Below are 14,604 nucleotides of genomic sequence, written 5' to 3'. Positions count from 1 at the left end.
GACGTGGATGGTCGGGACAAGCCCGACCATGACGGCAGAGCCGCGTCCTGCATCATCCGCTCAGGCGAATTCCATGATGACGGCGTCGACGGCGAGCGAGTCGCCCTCCTTCGCCAAAATCTTGGCGATGGTGACGTCCTTCTCGGCGCGCAGGACGTTCTCCATCTTCATCGCCTCGACCATGGCGAGCGGCTCGCCGGCCTTGACCTCCTGGCCGACCGCGACCGAAATCGCCTTGACCAGGCCCGGCATCGGGCAGAGCAGGAACTTGCCGGTATCGGCAGCGACCTTCTCCGGCATCAGCGCGGCCAACTCCGCTTCGCGCTGCGTATAGACATGGGCATTGGCATAGGCGCCGGCATGGCCGAGCGCGACGCCGTTCAGGATCGGCCGGACCTGCGCCGCGGCCTTCACCCCGTCGAGCGTGCCATGCCAGACCGGCTCACCCGGCACCCAGTCGCTGGCGACGCTGACGCTGCGGTCGGCAAAGGCGATGACCACCGCCCCGCCCTGCTCCGTTACCTCGCCCTCGAAGCGCTCAGGCCCGAGCTGCACGATGCGCAGCCGGTCGAAGGCGACCTTGCGCCAGCCCTCCATCTGCGCCGAGACGTTGCGCTTGCGCTGGTTCATGCGGTGGTCGCAGGCGATGGCGATCGCCGCCATGCGCTGCGCAGTCTCACCCTGCGGCACCGGCAGCGAGAAGCCCTCCGGAAACTCCTCGGCGATGAAACCGGTCGAGAGATTGCCGGCGATCCAGCGCGGATGCTGCATCACCGCCGCGACGAAGGGGATGTTGTGGCGGATGCCGTCGATGGCGAAGGCATCGAGCGCGCGCGCCTGCGCCTTGATCGCCGCCTCGCGCGTCGGCGCGTGCGTGACGAGCTTGGCGATCATCGGGTCGTAATAGATCGAGATTTCGCCGCCCTCGAAGACGCCGGTATCGTTGCGCACCATCGCCTCGCCATCCGGCCCCTCGCTCGGCGGCCGGTAGGTCACGAGCCGCCCGGTCGAGGGCAGGAAGTTGCGGGTCGGGTCCTCGGCATAGACGCGGCTCTCCACCGCCCAGCCGTCGAGCTTCACGTCGGCCTGCGCAATCGCGAGCTTCTCGCCGAAGGCTACCCGGATCATCTGCTCGACGAGATCGATACCGGTGATCATCTCGGTGACCGGGTGCTCGACCTGCAGACGGGTGTTCATCTCGAGGAAGTAGAAGGACTTGTCCTGCCCCGCCACGAACTCGACCGTGCCGGCCGAGTCGTAGTTGACCGCCTTGGCCAGCGCGACCGCCTGCTCGCCCATCTTGCGGCGGGTCGCCTCGTCGAGCAGCGGCGACGGCGCCTCCTCCAGAACCTTCTGGTTGCGGCGCTGGATCGAGCATTCGCGCTCGCCGAGATAGATGACGTTGCCGTGCTTGTCGCCGAGAACCTGGATCTCGATATGGCGGGGATCGACGATGAATTTCTCGACGAAGACGCGATCGTCGCCGAAGGAGGATGCGGCCTCCGACTTGGCACGGGCGAAGCCTTCGGCGACCTCAGCCGAAGAATGGGCGATGCGCATGCCCTTGCCGCCGCCGCCGGCCGAGGCCTTGATCATCACGGGATAGCCGATCTCGTCGGCAATGGTCACCGCATGCTCGGGGCTCTCGATGATGCCGAGGAAGCCCGGAACGGTCGAAACCTTGGCAGCGGCCGCTGCCTTCTTCGACTCGATCTTGTCGCCCATCGCCGCGATGGCGCCGGGATTGGGGCCGATGAAGACGATGCCGTTATCCTTGAGCGCCTGGGCGAAGGCCTCGCGCTCGGACAGGAAACCGTAGCCGGGATGCACGGCCTGCGCGCCCGTCTGCTTGCAGGCGTCGATGATCTTGTCGATCAGGAGGTAGGACTGGGCGGCGGGTGCTGCGCCGATATGCACGGCCTCATCGGCCATTTCGACATGCAGAGCGTCGCGATCCGCATCGGAATAGACGGCGACCGTCTTGATACCCATGCGCCGCGCCGTCTTGATGACACGGCAGGCGATCTCGCCGCGGTTCGCGATCAGGATCTTCGAGAACATGCGCGGCCACTCCCGGCTTCAGACCAGACTGCAATAGCCGGGGTCTATGGGATGCCGCAACTGCCGTCCACCGATGCGAAAGTCGGCTATCGGCCAAGCCGTTGTGCAAGGATGCACAGGCCGGGGCAGTCTTCGGTCCGGCCGGATCTCCGAAATCGCCATCATCGAAAGCCGGCGGCGGAGCAATCCCGCGTGGAGGAAGCTCCACGGTTTGGGTTCGCTCCGCCGACAAAGATATCTGGAGCGAGCTGAAGAACGGGCTCAGCTCGCGAGCAGGACGACGCGGGGAGCGGCGCCGACGCCGGCCCGGACCACGTCCTTCGCAGCGCCCTTGGCAAAGGCGAAGGCGAGCAGCGTCTCGTCGCAATGCTCGGCTTCGCGGGCGATCTCGTTGGCGATGCGCTGGGCCGTCGTGGTCGGGCCCTCGCCGGCCGAGAGCGTCGTGACCAGCCAATGCGCCTTGTCGCGGTCGATCACGCCGGTCGGGCGGTTCTCCCAGACGGCGAAATCGACGACCAACGCCACGAGGTAATCCGCATAGGCCTTGCAGTTGAGCGGCACGGCCCGGTCAAGCGCAATGAGAACATCGACGATGTCCCGCGTGATGACGATGTCGCTCAAGATATTGCGTTGAAGCATCTTGACGTCTTCTTCGTCGATCGCGCGACGATCCATCACGCGATCGACGAATTCACGAAGCTCACGATCCATCATGTTCGAACCCCTGTCCGGCGTTGTTTTGGGCCGGTATGTCCCTGTTGTGGGAACACCATGCCTCTCGCCTCGCCATCAGGTGGTTAACGCGCAAATCTGAACGGTTATTCAGGTTAAACGGAGCTGAGTCGGCGTGGTTGCGAGGATGTTACTGAGGCGCGGGCCGCGGCCGGATTCTTGCCGGCGAACGGCAGCGGCCGAGCGGGCGGACAAGAGGCTGCACAGGCAGGTTCGGGGCGGTGACAGCTACGCCCCGTAAGGCAAGGCGTCGGGCTCTACGCCGCCACGGCCTTCGGCAGCCCGAGCGCCGCCGGCAGCTCCGGGAATTCGCGCAGGACATACCGCGCGCCGAGCGTCACCAGCTTCTCGACTGGCTGGAAGCCCCAGGATACGGCGACGGGCACCACGCCGGCGGCCACCGCCATCTCGATATCGAAGGAGCTGTCGCCGACCATCGCAGTACGCGCGGGCGCAGCTCCGGTCTCAGCCATCGCCCGCTGGATCATGCCGGGATGCGGTTTCGAGGGCGCGTCGTCCGCCGACTGCACCGTGTCAAACAGGCCTTGCCAGCCATGCCGGGCGACGATGAATTCGGCTCCCTTGCGCGACTTGCCGGTGGCGATGCCGAGTTTCAGCCCGCTCTGGCGCTTCAGCTCGGCCAGCGTCTCGGCAACACCCGCGAAGAGCGGCTCATCCAGCGACGGATCGGTCTCGGCCCGCACCCGCATCCCGCTGAAGACCTGGCGATAGGTCTCGGTCAGCACGTCGTCGGGCTCCGCGAGCCCGGCAAGCTGCGCCATTGCGATGTCCAGGGTTAGCCCGACGATGCCGAGCCCGGCCTCACGCCCCGGATGAACCCGGCCGCAACGCTTGAATGTCTCGTATTGCGCTTCGAGGATGATCGCCTCGGAATTGATCAGCGTGCCGTCGAGATCGAAGATGATGAGGTCCATGCCGGCGCTTTAGCGCGGATCGCCCCGGCAATCCACTGCCAGCCCGGCATGGCGTCATCCCACCTGCCGACGGCTCAGCCCTTGGCCTCGCGGGCGCAGGCATCGACCGCCTTGCGCAGATCGGCGCCGTCGAGCCCCTTGGAGCGCGCCTCCTTGCGGCATTCGGAGCGCTGTGCGAGGTCCGGCCGCTTGCCGTTGAAGCAGGCCGTCAGCGCCGCGATGCGCTCGGAACCCTGCAGCTTGCGCCCGTCGACCTCGTCCTTGCAAGCCGCCCGCACCGCCACCGCCGTCGGCTTGCCGTCGCGGGTCACGCCGTCACGGGCATAGAGCTGCACGCCCGGAAACTTGCCCTGCATGCAGATGCGCATCGCCGCGCGCAGGTCGTCGCCGGTCAGCGCGATGTTCTCGGATACGCAATCCTGCCGGGCCTTGGCCCGTTCGGCCCGCGGAATCGGCTCGTCCGCAGATGTGGCAGCAAGTGTCGGCGCAGGCGCCTTGGCCGGCGCGGCATTCTGCGCCTGGGCGGTTCCGCAAAAGCCGAGAACGAAGGCGGTAACGATCAAAACCGAACGCATGGTCAGCCCCTCCCGATGATGAGAACATAATTAGAACAGAAAGCGCTTTGTTCCGCAACTGTTCTCTTACGTTTCGTCATCACCCAAGGAGAGGCAGGTGAGGCGTCACTCGTCCGGCGCTTCGACGATCGGGTCATAGGGCGCGTCGTCGAAGCCGAGCAGGTTCCAGCTCTGGCGCATATGCGGCGGCAGCGGCGCGCTGACATCGATCGTACCCTTGCCGCGCGGATGCGGCAGCACGATCCGCCGCGCCAGCAGATGCAGCTTGTTCTGGATGCCGCCGGGCAGCTCCCAGTTCTGGATGTTGAAGTACTTGGGGTCGCCGATGATCGGGTGGCCGATATGGGTGGTATGGGCGCGCAGCTGGTGCGTGCGGCCGGTCACCGGCTTCAGCGAGAGCCAGGCCAGCTTCTGCGCTGCCGTCTCGACCACCGCGTAATAGGTCACGGCATGCATCGCGCCGTCCTCGCCATGCTTGGCGACGGCCATGCGCTGGTCGCCGTCATAGGCCTCCTCGCGGGCGAGATAGGTCGAGATCCGGCCCTGGCGGACGCGCGGCACGCCGACGACCAGCGCCCAGTAGACCTTGCGGGCCGAGCGCGAGCGGAAGGTCTTGGCCAGCGTCGCCGCGGCGAAACGCGACTTGGCGATGACGAGGCAGCCGGCCGTGTCCTTGTCGAGCCGGTGGACGAGGCGCGGCTTCTGTCCGTCCTTGGTCGTCAGCGCCTCCAGCATCTGGTCGACATGGCGCGTCGTGCCCGAGCCGCCCTGCACGGCGAGCCCGGCCGGCTTGTTGAGGACCATGACATCGTCGTCCTCATAGAGCGTGATCGAGCGTAGGAAGCCGATCGTATCGGCATCGGCCTTGGCCGAGCGCGGCCGCTCCGCCTGCTCCTCGAGCTTCAGCGGCGGGATGCGCACGGTCTGGCCCTCGGTGAGCCGATCCTTGCTGTCGGCGCGCTTGCCGTCGACGCGCAACTCGCCCTTCCGGACGATGCGCTGGATGTGGCTGAAGGACAGCTGCGGGAAGCGCGCCTCGAGGAAGCGGTCGATCCGCATCTCGTTCTCGTCCGGCGTCACCACGAGCTGCTGCACGCCGGTCGAGAGCACCTGCGCCGTCTCGGCCTTCACCTGCGCGCGGGTCGGCTTGGGAGCTTCTTCCGCCGGCCGCGGTCGAACGGGGCGCTGCACACGCTCCTCGCCGCCGGCCGGGCGCGCCGCGGCGCGACGCCGGGCATCATGGCTCGGCCGCTTGCCGCGCGGGGCGCCGGCAGATGGCGGCTTGCCCCCGCGAGGGGCGTTGCCGGTGCCCTTGCCGCCCGTACCCTTGCCGCCGGCGCCCTTGCTGCCGGGGCCTTTGCCGCCCGTCTTCATGACATGCTCCGCATCATCGCGAGGCCACCGACCAGCGCCGCCAGCGACAGCACGACCGAGCCGATCACATAGGTGGCCGCCAGCATCGTCTCGCCCCGCTCCCAGAGCAGGACGGCGTCGAGCGAGAAGGCCGAGAAGGTGGTGAAGCCACCGAGGATACCTGTCGCCAGGAACAGGCGCAGATCCTGCGGCACGCCCTCGCCGGCGCGGAAGGCGAACCAGCCGGCGACCAGCCCCATCAGCGCCGAGCCGATGACGTTGATGGCCATGGTCCCATAGGGAAAGCCCATGCCGAACCAGCGCGGCGACACCAGATTGATGCCGTGGCGCAGGGCGCCGCCGATGCCGGCGCCTACAAAAACAAAAGCGGTGGAGATCATCGCTGTGGAATAGAGCGCGCTGTCGCCTTGCACAAACGAAATCCGCCGCAATTGCACGGCTCCGTGCGGCCGGGCGGGAAGATCGGTGTCGGAAATCGACCGATCGCAGCGACGGGAGTGGAAGCGATGGCTCTTCAGGCTCGGATCGACGGCGCAGGACTGCTCGCCGTCATGATCATCTTCGGCAGCATGGCTGCCTTCGCCCAGCAGGGCGGCAGCGCGGACACAGACTGGCCGACGGAGAAATGCAACCGCTACAGGAAGGCCTATGACCAGTCGATCGCGCGGCTCGGGAAGAAGGGCCTGGGACTGGACTTCCTTGCCAGCCACGACGCCTTTCTCGCGTCGAACTGCCAGGCGCGCGCCGACGTCTGCGCCCGCAGCAAGGAGGAGCTGGAGCTCGCCAACCGGCTCGTGGTGATGGCGATGAACGCCGGCATGGCGAGCACCTTCCTGCCGTTCAACTGCCGGAGCTGAGCGCTGCCTCGGGAATCTGCTGGCTTTTAACGGAACCATACCGTCATTGCGGGGCGCCGCGCAGCGGCGAGCCCGGAACCCATGAATACGTCTGTCCGTCATGGTCGGGCTTGTCCCGACCATCCACGTCTTCAGCTATGCCGTACGGTATCCGAGACGTGGATACTCGCCCCAAGGGCGAGCATGACGAACTGGATTCGCCTCGTGTTCATGGCTTCCGGGCCCAGGCTGCGGCGTGCCCCGGAATGACGGCGATGGTTCCGCGTCAAATCAGCAGGCTCTAGGAGCCCCTGCGCCGCCGCAGCCAGGGATGCACATAGAGTTCGAAGGCGATGGTCAGCACGATGAAGACCAGCGCGATCACGAAGGCCACGACCCAGTAGGAGACATCATCCTTCGGAACGAACCAGCCCGCGATAATCGAAGGCACGATCAGGAGCAGGCGCGCCAGTAATTGCATCCCTATTCTCCCCGCTCCTGCCGCAGCCGTTCCCAATATTCCAGCCGCTTGCGGATCTCGCGTTCGAAGCCGCGCTCGGGCGGGTCGTAGAAGCGCTGCCGGCCAAGCGCGTCCGGCCAGTAGTTCTGCCCGGAGAAGGCGTCCGGCTGGTCATGGTCATAGGCGTAATTGGCGCCGTAGCCCTCCTCGCGCATCAGCTTGGTCGGCGCGTTGAGAATGGTCTTGGGCGGCGTCAGCGAGCCCCGCTCCTTCGCCACCCTCACCGCCGCCTTGTAGGCGGTATAGGCCGCGTTCGATTTCGGCGCGGTCGCCAGGTAGATCACGCAATTGGCCAGCGCGAGCTCGCCCTCGGGCGTGCCGAGCTGCTCATAGGTCTGCGCCGCCGCGCGGGCATGCAGCAGCGCCTGCGGATCGGCGAGCCCGATATCCTCGACCGCCATCCGCACCAGCCGCCGCGCCAGAAAGCGCGGGTCCTCGCCGGCATCGAGCATGCGTGCGAAATAATAGAGCGCCGCGTCCGGGTCGGAGCCGCGGATCGTCTTGTGCAGGGCGGAGATCAGGTTGTAGTGGCCGTCCTGCGCCTTGTCGTAGATCGGCGCGCGGCGCTGAATGACGTCGGATAGGCCATGCTCGTCGAGGATTTCGCCCGGCTTCGCTGCCCGCCAGATTTCCTCTGCCAGCGTCAGCACGGCGCGGCCATCGCCATCGGCGAAGCGCGCCAGCGCCAAGCGCGCCTCCGGCGTCAGGGGCAGTTCCCGGCCCTCCAGCACCTCGGCGCGACCGAGCAGGAAGAGCAGCGAGCCTTCGTCCAGCGACTTGAAGGTCAGCACCCGCGCCCGCGACAGCAGCGCCGCGTTGAGCGCGAAGGACGGGTTCTCTGTGGTCGCCCCGATCAACGTGATCGTGCCGTCTTCCATGACGGGCAGGAAGGCGTCGAGCTGGGCGCGGTTGAAGCGATGGATCTCGTCGACGAAGAGCAGCGTGCCCCGGCCGCCGAGCCGGCGCCCGCGCGCGGCCTCGAAGACCTTCTTCAGGTCTGCCACGCCGGAGAAGATCGCGCTGATCTGCTCGAAGCCGAGATCGACCAGACCGGCGAGCAGCCGCGCCACCGTCGTCTTGCCGGTGCCGGGCGGCCCCCAGAAGATCAGGCTGCCGACCGTGCCGGAGGCGACGAGCCGCGTCAGCGCGCCGTCCGGCCCGGTCAGGTGCTCCTGGCCGGCGACTTCGGCGAGCGTCGTCGGCCGCAACCGGTCGGCGAGTGGCCGCGGGCCGGACTTGTCCAGCCCCGAGGCTGCGAACAGATCGCTCACCCCGGAAAGACCGAGGTGATCGTCTGGCCATTGCGGATGATCGTCACCTCCCAGGCACGCCTGCGATCCCTCAGGATCGCCTCGACCTCGCGCGAATTGGTCATCTGCTCGCCGTTCAGCGCCTTGATGATGTCGCCCCTCTGGAAGCCGACATTGGCAGCGGTGCTACCTTCCTCGATCTCGCTGACCACGACGCCATCATTGCCCGTCTCGACAGAAAGCTCCTCGGCGAGCGCCGGCGACATGTTTCCGACCGTCAGGCCTGCGAGCGGCGAGCGGCTGGTGAGCTTCACCATGTCGCGCGGCCGGGTCTCCGGCGCTGCGACGAGCTTGACCGGGATCGAGATGCGCTTGCCGCCCCGCAACACGCTGAGCATCGTCGTCCCGCCGATCGGCCGGGTCGCGAAGCGGTAGCCGAAGGATTCGGGGTCATCGACATTGACGCCATCGACCGAGAGAATGACGTCCGAGCGCTTCAGCCCCGCCTGATCGGCCGGGCCCTTGTCGACGACGCTGGCGACGACCGAGCCCGCCGGCCGGTCGAGGCCGAGACCGTCGGCAACTTCCGCCGTCAGGCTTTGCAGCCGCGCCCCGAACCAGGGCCGTTTGACCGTCTTGACCCCGGCCCTGGCGCTGTCGACGACGAGGCGCACCATCGCCGAAGGAATGGCGAAGCCGATGCCGACGCTGCCGCCGGAGCGCGAATAGATCGCGGTGTTGATGCCGACGACGCGGCCGCGCATGTCGATCAGCGGCCCGCCCGAATTGCCGGGGTTGATCGCGGCATCGGTCTGGATGAAGGACTGCGCGTCGCCGACGCCGATCTGCGTGCGGGCGAGCGCCGAGACGATGCCCTGCGTCACCGTCTGGCCGACGCCGAAGGGATTGCCCATGGCGAGCACGATGTCGCCGACCTGCAGCTCGTCGGTATCGGCGAGCTCGATCGCGGTCAGGTTCTTCGCATCGGCGAGCTTGAGCACGGCGAGATCGGTGCGCGGATCGCGCAACAGGATCGTGGCCTCGACCTCGCGCTTGTCGGCGAAAGCGACCTTCACCTCGCTCATGTTCTCGATGACGTGGTTGTTCGTCACCACGAGGCCGGCGCCGGCATCGACGACGACGCCGGAGCCGAGCGAGCGCTGCACCCGCTCGCGCGGCACGCCGAAGCCGCCATCGCCGAAGAAGCGGCGGAAGAACGGATCGTCCATGAAGGGGTTCTGCGGGCGCTTCTCGACGCGCGCGCCGTAGACGTTCACGACCGCGGCCTGCGTCTGCTTGACCAGCGGCGCGAAGGAGAGCGTCACCTGCTCGCGCGTCTCGGGCACCTGGCGGGCCTGGCCGAGCGCCGGCCACGGCGCCACGCCGGCCATCAGGGCGCCCGCGAGGGCAGCCATGGCCAGGGTCTTCCGATGTGTTGCGGGGCGGTGGATCATGCTCGTCCTCGTTCAGAAACAAAAAGCGCCGGCACGGAGTTTTCCGTTCAGGCGAGACACCCGCTATACCCATGCAGAGCCCTGCGGTTCCCGCAGCGGCATCCCCCAGCCCGATATGGCCTTTCACGGCCGGATAGGAAGAGCAGGATGAGCCTGATTCGGCTTGTGTACGCCAGCGAGAGCCGGCTCGTCGACGCCAATCGCCGCTCGGAGCTGGACGGCATCCTGGCAAGCGCCCGCCGCTTCAACGACCAGAACGGCATCACCGGCTTCCTCTTGGCGACGGACGGCGCCTTCGCGCAGATGCTGGAGGGTCCGCGCGACAGCGTGATCGAAACCTATGGCCGGATCGTGGTGGACGCGCGCCACGCGGCATTCAGGCTGCTCGTGGAGGAACCGATCGCAGCTCGCTCCTTCCCCGGCTGGGCCATGGGCATCGCCGAGCGCGACGAGACGACCAGCTTCATCTTCGGTCTCTACGGCGTGACGCCGGAGGCTGATCTCCACGCCCAGCCGCTGGAGACGCTCGTAGACCTCGCCGGCGAGCTTGCCGGGCGGCCGGGTTGAAGCTCCCGCGAATAATCGCAAGTCCGCTGAACCACGCCGTCATCCCGGGCGTGCCCCGGGATCCATCGTAGAGCGCCGCGCCCTTCGATGGATCCCGGATCTCCGCTTCGCTGCGTCCGGGATGACCACGCTTCCTGGAAATCCGCCTCGACCCCGGCCAAAAGAAAAAGGCGGCCCGCGAAGGCCGCCTTTTCCAATTCAGTCTGAAGAAGCCGATCAGGCGGCTTCGTCTTCCGCCGTGAAGACCGGGCCGGAATCCTTGCCCTTGGCGTCGACGTCGCGGTCGACGAACTCGATGATCGCCATCGGGGCGTTGTCGCCGAAGCGGAAGCCCGCCTTCATGATGCGGAGATAGCCACCGTTGCGCTCCTTGTAGCGCGGGCCGAGGACCGCGAAGAGCTTGCCGACCAGCTCGACATCCTTGATCTGCGCGATCGCCTGACGGCGGGCGTGCAGGTCGCCGCGCTTGCCGAGGGTGACGAGCTTCTCGACGACCGGACGCAGGTCCTTGGCCTTCGGCAGCGTGGTGGTGATCTGCTCGTGCTTGATCAGGGCCTGGGCCATGTTGGCGAACATCGCCTGGCGATGCTCGGCCGAGCGGTTGAAACGACGACCGCGGAAACCGTGACGCATTGTTTGGCTCCTTCGTTGCTTACGGCCGCCGTGCCACGGTACGGCCGTTCGTTATGCTCCGGCTCTTGTGAGCCGGGCGGGGTTGGCGCGGGATGCCTCCCGCGCCGTTGAGGCTTAGTAGTGCTCCTCGAAGCGCTTCGCGAGCTCTTCGATGTTCTCCGGCGGCCAGCCCTGGACGTCCATGCCCAGGTGCAGGCCCATGGTCGCCAGCACTTCCTTGATCTCGTTCAGCGACTTGCGGCCGAAGTTCGGGGTGCGCAGCATCTCGCCCTCGGACTTCTGGATGAGGTCGCCGATATAGACGATGTTGTCGTTCTTGAGGCAGTTCGCCGAGCGGACCGAGAGCTCGAGCTCGTCGACCTTCTTGAGCAGCGCCGGGTTGAAGGGCAGCTGCGGCGCGGTCGAGACGGCCTCTTCCTTGCGCGGCTCCTCGAAGGTGATGAACACCGCGAGCTGGTCCTGCAGGATGCGGGCGGCGAGCGCCAGCGCGTCCTCGGGCGAGACCGAGCCGTTGGTCTCGATCGCCAGCGTCAGCGAGTCCTTGTCGAGGTTCTGGCCCTCGCGAGTGTTCTCGACGCGGTAGGAGACCTTCTTGACCGGCGAGTACAGGCTGTCGACCGGAATCAGGCCGATCGGCGCGTCCTCGGGACGGTTCTGCTCGGCCGGGACATAGCCCTTGCCGGTGTTGACCGTGAACTCCATGCGGATCTCGGCCCCGTCGTCCAGCGTGCAGAGCACGAGGTCGGGGTTCAGGATCGCGACGTCGCCGATGGTGTTGATGTCGCCGGCGGTGACGGTGCCCGGGCCGGACTTGCGGAGCGTCATGCGCTTCGGGCCCTCGCCCTGCATCTTGACCGCAATGGCCTTGATGTTGAGGACGATGTCGGTGACGTCCTCACGGACACCCGGAATCGAGGAGAACTCGTGCAGAACGCCGTCGATCTGGACGGCGGTCACCGCCGCGCCCTGGAGCGACGACAGCAGCACGCGACGGAGCGCATTGCCGAGCGTCATGCCGAAGCCGCGCTCGAGCGGACGCGCGATCACGGTGGCCTGACGCTTCGGGTCGTCTCCGACCTTCACTTCGAGCTTGTTCGGCTTGGAAAGATCCTGCCAGTTCTTGCTGATCACGACCGCACTCCTGGTGCTGAATTCTTCTGGCGGCCACCGCCGCCCCGGACAGGCGCCCGCCCCTGCGGGCGCCTTCAAGGCTACAAGTCAGGCGTCAGACGCGACGGCGCTTGCGCGGACGGCAGCCATTGTGCGGGATCGGCGTCACGTCGCGGATCGAGGTCACGGTGAAGCCCGCGGCCTGGAGAGCGCGAAGAGCCGACTCGCGGCCCGAACCCGGACCGGTCACCTCGACCTCGAGGGTGCGCATGCCGTGCTCGGCAGCCTTGCGGGCGGCGTCCTCGGCGGCGACCTGGGCGGCGTAGGGGGTCGACTTGCGCGAACCCTTGAAGCCCATCGTGCCGGCCGACGACCACGAGATCGTGTTGCCCTGCGCGTCGGTGATGGTGATCATGGTGTTGTTGAACGAGGCGTTCACATGCGCGACGCCGGAGACGATGTTCTTGCGTTCGCGACGACGGACGCGCTGGGCTTCCTTGGCCATATCTCTTCTTCCATCCTTCAGGCGCGCCCGTCATGCCAGGCGCTGGGGATGCCGGCGGCCCGTGAGCGGACCGGCCGGCGTATTGACAACGGGCCGACTAGCGGCCCGCCGAAATCACTTCTTCTTGCCGGCGATCGGCTTCGCCTTGCCCTTGCGGGTACGGGCGTTGGTGTGCGTGCGCTGGCCGCGGACCGGCAGCGAGCGGCGATGGCGCAAACCGCGATAGCAGCCAAGGTCCATCAGGCGCTTGATGTTCATCGAGACTTCGCGGCGCAGATCGCCCTCGACGAGGTAGTCGCGGTCGATCGTCTCGCGGATCTGCAGGACTTCGGCGTCGGTCAGCTGGTTGACGCGGCGCTCCGGCGCGATGCCGACCTTCTCGATGATCTCCTGGGCCTTGGCCGCGCCAATGCCGTGGATGTACTGCAGGCCGATGACGACGCGCTTGCCGGTGGGAATGTTGACGCCCGCGATACGAGCCATGGTCTCATCTCCATGTCGGCCGAAGCACCCGATGGCACCCCGGCGGTGGGAAAAACCCTGCGTCCGGTGGAGGCCGGCTCATGCAGAGCGTTGAACGGTTCCACGCGATAATGCGACGTCGTCCCTTCTCGCGAAGGCAACGGCATCGCTCCCATGAAACCGGATGGCGGCTCGTTAACCGGTTGGGCACAACGAGTCAACCCGCAGCAACCAAGAAACATGCCAAGGCAAGCGGAAGCGGCCGAAGCACTGCGAGGTCAAGGCGGTAGCCGAACCCGCTATATAAGGGCTCCGTCATTCCGGATAAGCGGCGAAGCCGCGCCCGGAATGACGCGCATCACGGATGCCCCTTACTTCTTCACCAGGCTGCACTTGCTCTCCGAGAGCGGCGCGATGATCTCGGCTGCCGGGATCTTGCGGACGACCTTGAAGTAATCCCACGGCGCCTTCGAATCGGCGGGCTTCTTCACCTCGACCAGCAGCATGTCGTTCATCAGCCGGCCGTCTTCGCGGACCTTCGCGCCCGGCGCGTAGAAATCATCGACCGGCAGCTCCTTCATCTTCGCCGCGACCGCAGGGCCCGCAGCCGTACCGGCCGCCTTCACCGCCTTGAGATAGTGCAGCACCGAGGAATAGACGCTGGCCTGGATCATGCCGGGCATCTTCTTGGTCCGCGCCATATAGCGATCGGCGAAGTCGCGGCTCGGCTTGTCGGCGTCATGGTAATAGGCGGTGGTGGTGATCAGCCCCTTGGCCTTGTCGAGGCCGAGGCCGTGCACGTCGCTCAGCACCACGACCATCGCCGCGAGCTTCTGGCCACCATCGACCAGGCCGAACTCGCCCGCCTGCTTGATCGAGTTGATCGTGTCGGTACCGGCATTGGCGAAGGCGACGATCTTGGCCTTCGAGGCCTGCGCCTGCAGCAGGAAGGAGGAGAAGTCCGGCGTCGAGAGCGGGGCGCGCACCGTACCCAGCGTCTTGCCGCCATTTGCCTTGACCGTCGACTCGATATCCGCCGTGAGCTGATGGCCGAAAGCGTAGTCGGCGGCGATGATGTACCAGCTGTCGCCGCCCTCGCGCAGCACCGAAACCGCAGTGCCCTTGGCCGAGGTCGCCGTGTCGAAGGTCCACATGAAGCCGGTCGGTGAACAATCCTCATTGAAGAGGCGTGTCGTCGCCGGACCGTTATAGAGCGCGATCTTCTGCTTTTCCTTGGCGATGCCGGCCACCCCCAGCGCAACGGCGGAGTTGGTCAGGTCCGCGATCGCGGTGACGCCATCGACGTCGTACCAGCGCCGGGCCAACCCGACGGCGATGTCCGGCTTGTTCTGATGGTCGCCCGCGACGATCTCGATCGGCTTGCCGAGCACCGAGCCACCAAAATCCTCGATCGCCAGCTTCGCCGCCTCGACCGAGCCCAACCCGCCGAATTCGGCATAGTTGCCGGACTGGTCGTTGAGGATGCCGATCTTCACCGCATCCTGCGCCCGCGCCGCCGCCGGCATCAGCGCCAGCGTGCTCGCGACCAGCAATGCTCCAAACCTCGTCATGCGCCTGCTCCCTGTCCTG

General features: G+C 66.8%; 16 protein-coding genes. 2 read left to right on the top strand and 14 right to left on the bottom strand.

Going from position 1 to position 14,604, the window contains the following annotated elements; genetic code table 11:
• Window positions 1–60 precede the first annotated feature (60 nt).
• The 6 genes from AC6RIC_RS12735 to crcB form a co-directional block, all read right to left on the bottom strand.
• On the bottom strand, window positions 61–2,061 hold the full coding sequence (locus tag AC6RIC_RS12735; RefSeq protein ID WP_499736412.1) for an acetyl-CoA carboxylase biotin carboxylase subunit: 2,001 nt from the start codon (window positions 2,059–2,061) through the stop codon (window positions 61–63).
• Between the two features lie 261 nt (window positions 2,062–2,322).
• Window positions 2,323–2,775, bottom strand: a complete 453-nt coding sequence (locus tag AC6RIC_RS12730; RefSeq protein WP_454656616.1) for a hypothetical protein — start codon at window positions 2,773–2,775, stop codon at window positions 2,323–2,325.
• A 275-nt stretch (window positions 2,776–3,050) separates the two neighbouring features.
• A complete protein-coding gene (locus tag AC6RIC_RS12725; protein ID WP_499736411.1) occupies window positions 3,051–3,728 on the bottom strand; it encodes an HAD-IA family hydrolase in 678 nt (225 codons plus the stop codon).
• A 74-nt stretch (window positions 3,729–3,802) separates the two neighbouring features.
• The gene (locus tag AC6RIC_RS12720) at window positions 3,803–4,303 is read right to left on the bottom strand and encodes a hypothetical protein (protein WP_454656614.1); all 501 of its coding nucleotides are present in this window, start codon (window positions 4,301–4,303) and stop codon (window positions 3,803–3,805) included.
• Between the two features lie 105 nt (window positions 4,304–4,408).
• Complete coding sequence (locus AC6RIC_RS12715) at window positions 4,409–5,677, bottom strand: RluA family pseudouridine synthase (RefSeq protein WP_499736410.1); 1,269 nt, start codon at window positions 5,675–5,677, stop codon at window positions 4,409–4,411.
• Complete coding sequence (gene crcB, locus AC6RIC_RS12710) at window positions 5,674–6,090, bottom strand: fluoride efflux transporter CrcB (protein ID WP_499736409.1); 417 nt, start codon at window positions 6,088–6,090, stop codon at window positions 5,674–5,676. The genes AC6RIC_RS12715 and crcB overlap by 4 nt, the downstream gene beginning before the upstream one ends.
• A 93-nt stretch (window positions 6,091–6,183) precedes the next feature.
• On the opposite strand from crcB, the gene AC6RIC_RS12705 reads away from it, so the two are divergent.
• Window positions 6,184–6,534, top strand: coding sequence for a hypothetical protein (locus AC6RIC_RS12705; protein ID WP_499736408.1), 351 nt, complete (start codon window positions 6,184–6,186; stop codon window positions 6,532–6,534).
• Between the two features lie 280 nt (window positions 6,535–6,814).
• Here the strand turns inward: AC6RIC_RS12705 and AC6RIC_RS12700 are convergent, their stop codons facing one another.
• Genes AC6RIC_RS12700 through AC6RIC_RS12690 form a run of 3 tightly spaced genes read right to left on the bottom strand, consistent with a single transcriptional unit; the run spans window position 6,815 to window position 9,698 of the window.
• Window positions 6,815–6,994 carry a hypothetical protein gene (locus AC6RIC_RS12700; RefSeq protein WP_454656611.1) on the bottom strand — a complete coding sequence of 60 codons (180 nt, stop codon included), beginning with the start codon at window positions 6,992–6,994 and terminating at the stop codon, window positions 6,815–6,817.
• 2 nt (window positions 6,995–6,996) lie between these two features.
• Window positions 6,997–8,304: a replication-associated recombination protein A gene (locus AC6RIC_RS12695; protein ID WP_454656610.1), complete on the bottom strand. Its 1,308-nt coding sequence runs from the start codon at window positions 8,302–8,304 to the stop codon at window positions 6,997–6,999.
• The gene (locus tag AC6RIC_RS12690) at window positions 8,301–9,698 is read right to left on the bottom strand and encodes a Do family serine endopeptidase (RefSeq protein ID WP_499736407.1); all 1,398 of its coding nucleotides are present in this window, start codon (window positions 9,696–9,698) and stop codon (window positions 8,301–8,303) included. Before AC6RIC_RS12690 ends, AC6RIC_RS12695 begins: the two co-directional genes overlap by 4 nt.
• 186 nt (window positions 9,699–9,884) lie before the next feature.
• On the opposite strand from AC6RIC_RS12690, the gene AC6RIC_RS12685 reads away from it, so the two are divergent.
• Window positions 9,885–10,304, top strand: a complete 420-nt coding sequence (locus tag AC6RIC_RS12685; protein ID WP_499736406.1) for a BLUF domain-containing protein — start codon at window positions 9,885–9,887, stop codon at window positions 10,302–10,304.
• A gap of 216 nt (window positions 10,305–10,520) precedes the next feature.
• On the opposite strand, the gene rplQ is transcribed toward AC6RIC_RS12685, so the two are convergent.
• The 5 genes from rplQ to AC6RIC_RS12660 all read right to left on the bottom strand — a co-directional run bounded on the left by rplQ (window position 10,521) and on the right by AC6RIC_RS12660 (window position 14,585).
• Window positions 10,521–10,937 carry a 50S ribosomal protein L17 gene (gene rplQ / locus AC6RIC_RS12680; protein WP_047582390.1) on the bottom strand — a complete coding sequence of 139 codons (417 nt, stop codon included), beginning with the start codon at window positions 10,935–10,937 and terminating at the stop codon, window positions 10,521–10,523.
• 114 nt (window positions 10,938–11,051) lie between these two features.
• Complete coding sequence (locus AC6RIC_RS12675; RefSeq protein WP_454656607.1) at window positions 11,052–12,068, bottom strand: DNA-directed RNA polymerase subunit alpha; 1,017 nt, start codon at window positions 12,066–12,068, stop codon at window positions 11,052–11,054.
• A 94-nt stretch (window positions 12,069–12,162) separates the two neighbouring features.
• Complete coding sequence (gene rpsK / locus AC6RIC_RS12670; RefSeq protein ID WP_043237079.1) at window positions 12,163–12,552, bottom strand: 30S ribosomal protein S11; 390 nt, start codon at window positions 12,550–12,552, stop codon at window positions 12,163–12,165.
• Between the two features lie 114 nt (window positions 12,553–12,666).
• Window positions 12,667–13,035, bottom strand: coding sequence for a 30S ribosomal protein S13 (rpsM, locus tag AC6RIC_RS12665; protein ID WP_257731997.1), 369 nt, complete (start codon window positions 13,033–13,035; stop codon window positions 12,667–12,669).
• Between the two features lie 350 nt (window positions 13,036–13,385).
• Complete coding sequence (locus AC6RIC_RS12660; RefSeq protein WP_499736405.1) at window positions 13,386–14,585, bottom strand: ABC transporter substrate-binding protein; 1,200 nt, start codon at window positions 14,583–14,585, stop codon at window positions 13,386–13,388.
• Window positions 14,586–14,604: the final 19 nt, after the last annotated feature.

This window comes from Allobosea sp. TBD101, from assembly GCF_059817965.1.
Note: the sequence above shows the minus strand (reverse complement) of the source record. Positions and strands in the feature narration are given on the sequence as shown.

Bases quoted from the DNA above. Each gene is read 5' to 3' on its own strand.
- AC6RIC_RS12735 (WP_499736412.1), bottom strand. From the start codon at position 2,061: ATGTTCTCGAAGATCCTGATCGCGAACCGCGGCGAGATCGCCTGCCGT.
- AC6RIC_RS12730 (WP_454656616.1), bottom strand. From the start codon at position 2,775: ATGATGGATCGTGAGCTTCGTGAATTCGTCGATCGCGTGATGGATCGT.
- AC6RIC_RS12725 (WP_499736411.1), bottom strand. From the start codon at position 3,728: ATGGACCTCATCATCTTCGATCTCGACGGCACGCTGATCAATTCCGAG.
- AC6RIC_RS12720 (WP_454656614.1), bottom strand. From the start codon at position 4,303: ATGCGTTCGGTTTTGATCGTTACCGCCTTCGTTCTCGGCTTTTGCGGA.
- AC6RIC_RS12715 (WP_499736410.1), bottom strand. From the start codon at position 5,677: ATGAAGACGGGCGGCAAAGGCCCCGGCAGCAAGGGCGCCGGCGGCAAG.
- AC6RIC_RS12705 (WP_499736408.1), top strand. From the start codon at position 6,184: ATGGCTCTTCAGGCTCGGATCGACGGCGCAGGACTGCTCGCCGTCATG.
- AC6RIC_RS12700 (WP_454656611.1), bottom strand. From the start codon at position 6,994: ATGCAATTACTGGCGCGCCTGCTCCTGATCGTGCCTTCGATTATCGCG.
- AC6RIC_RS12690 (WP_499736407.1), bottom strand. From the start codon at position 9,698: ATGGCTGCCCTCGCGGGCGCCCTGATGGCCGGCGTGGCGCCGTGGCCG.
- AC6RIC_RS12685 (WP_499736406.1), top strand. From the start codon at position 9,885: ATGAGCCTGATTCGGCTTGTGTACGCCAGCGAGAGCCGGCTCGTCGAC.
- rplQ (WP_047582390.1), bottom strand. From the start codon at position 10,937: ATGCGTCACGGTTTCCGCGGTCGTCGTTTCAACCGCTCGGCCGAGCAT.
- rpsK (WP_043237079.1), bottom strand. From the start codon at position 12,552: ATGGCCAAGGAAGCCCAGCGCGTCCGTCGTCGCGAACGCAAGAACATC.
- rpsM (WP_257731997.1), bottom strand. From the start codon at position 13,035: ATGGCTCGTATCGCGGGCGTCAACATTCCCACCGGCAAGCGCGTCGTC.
- AC6RIC_RS12660 (WP_499736405.1), bottom strand. From the start codon at position 14,585: ATGACGAGGTTTGGAGCATTGCTGGTCGCGAGCACGCTGGCGCTGATG.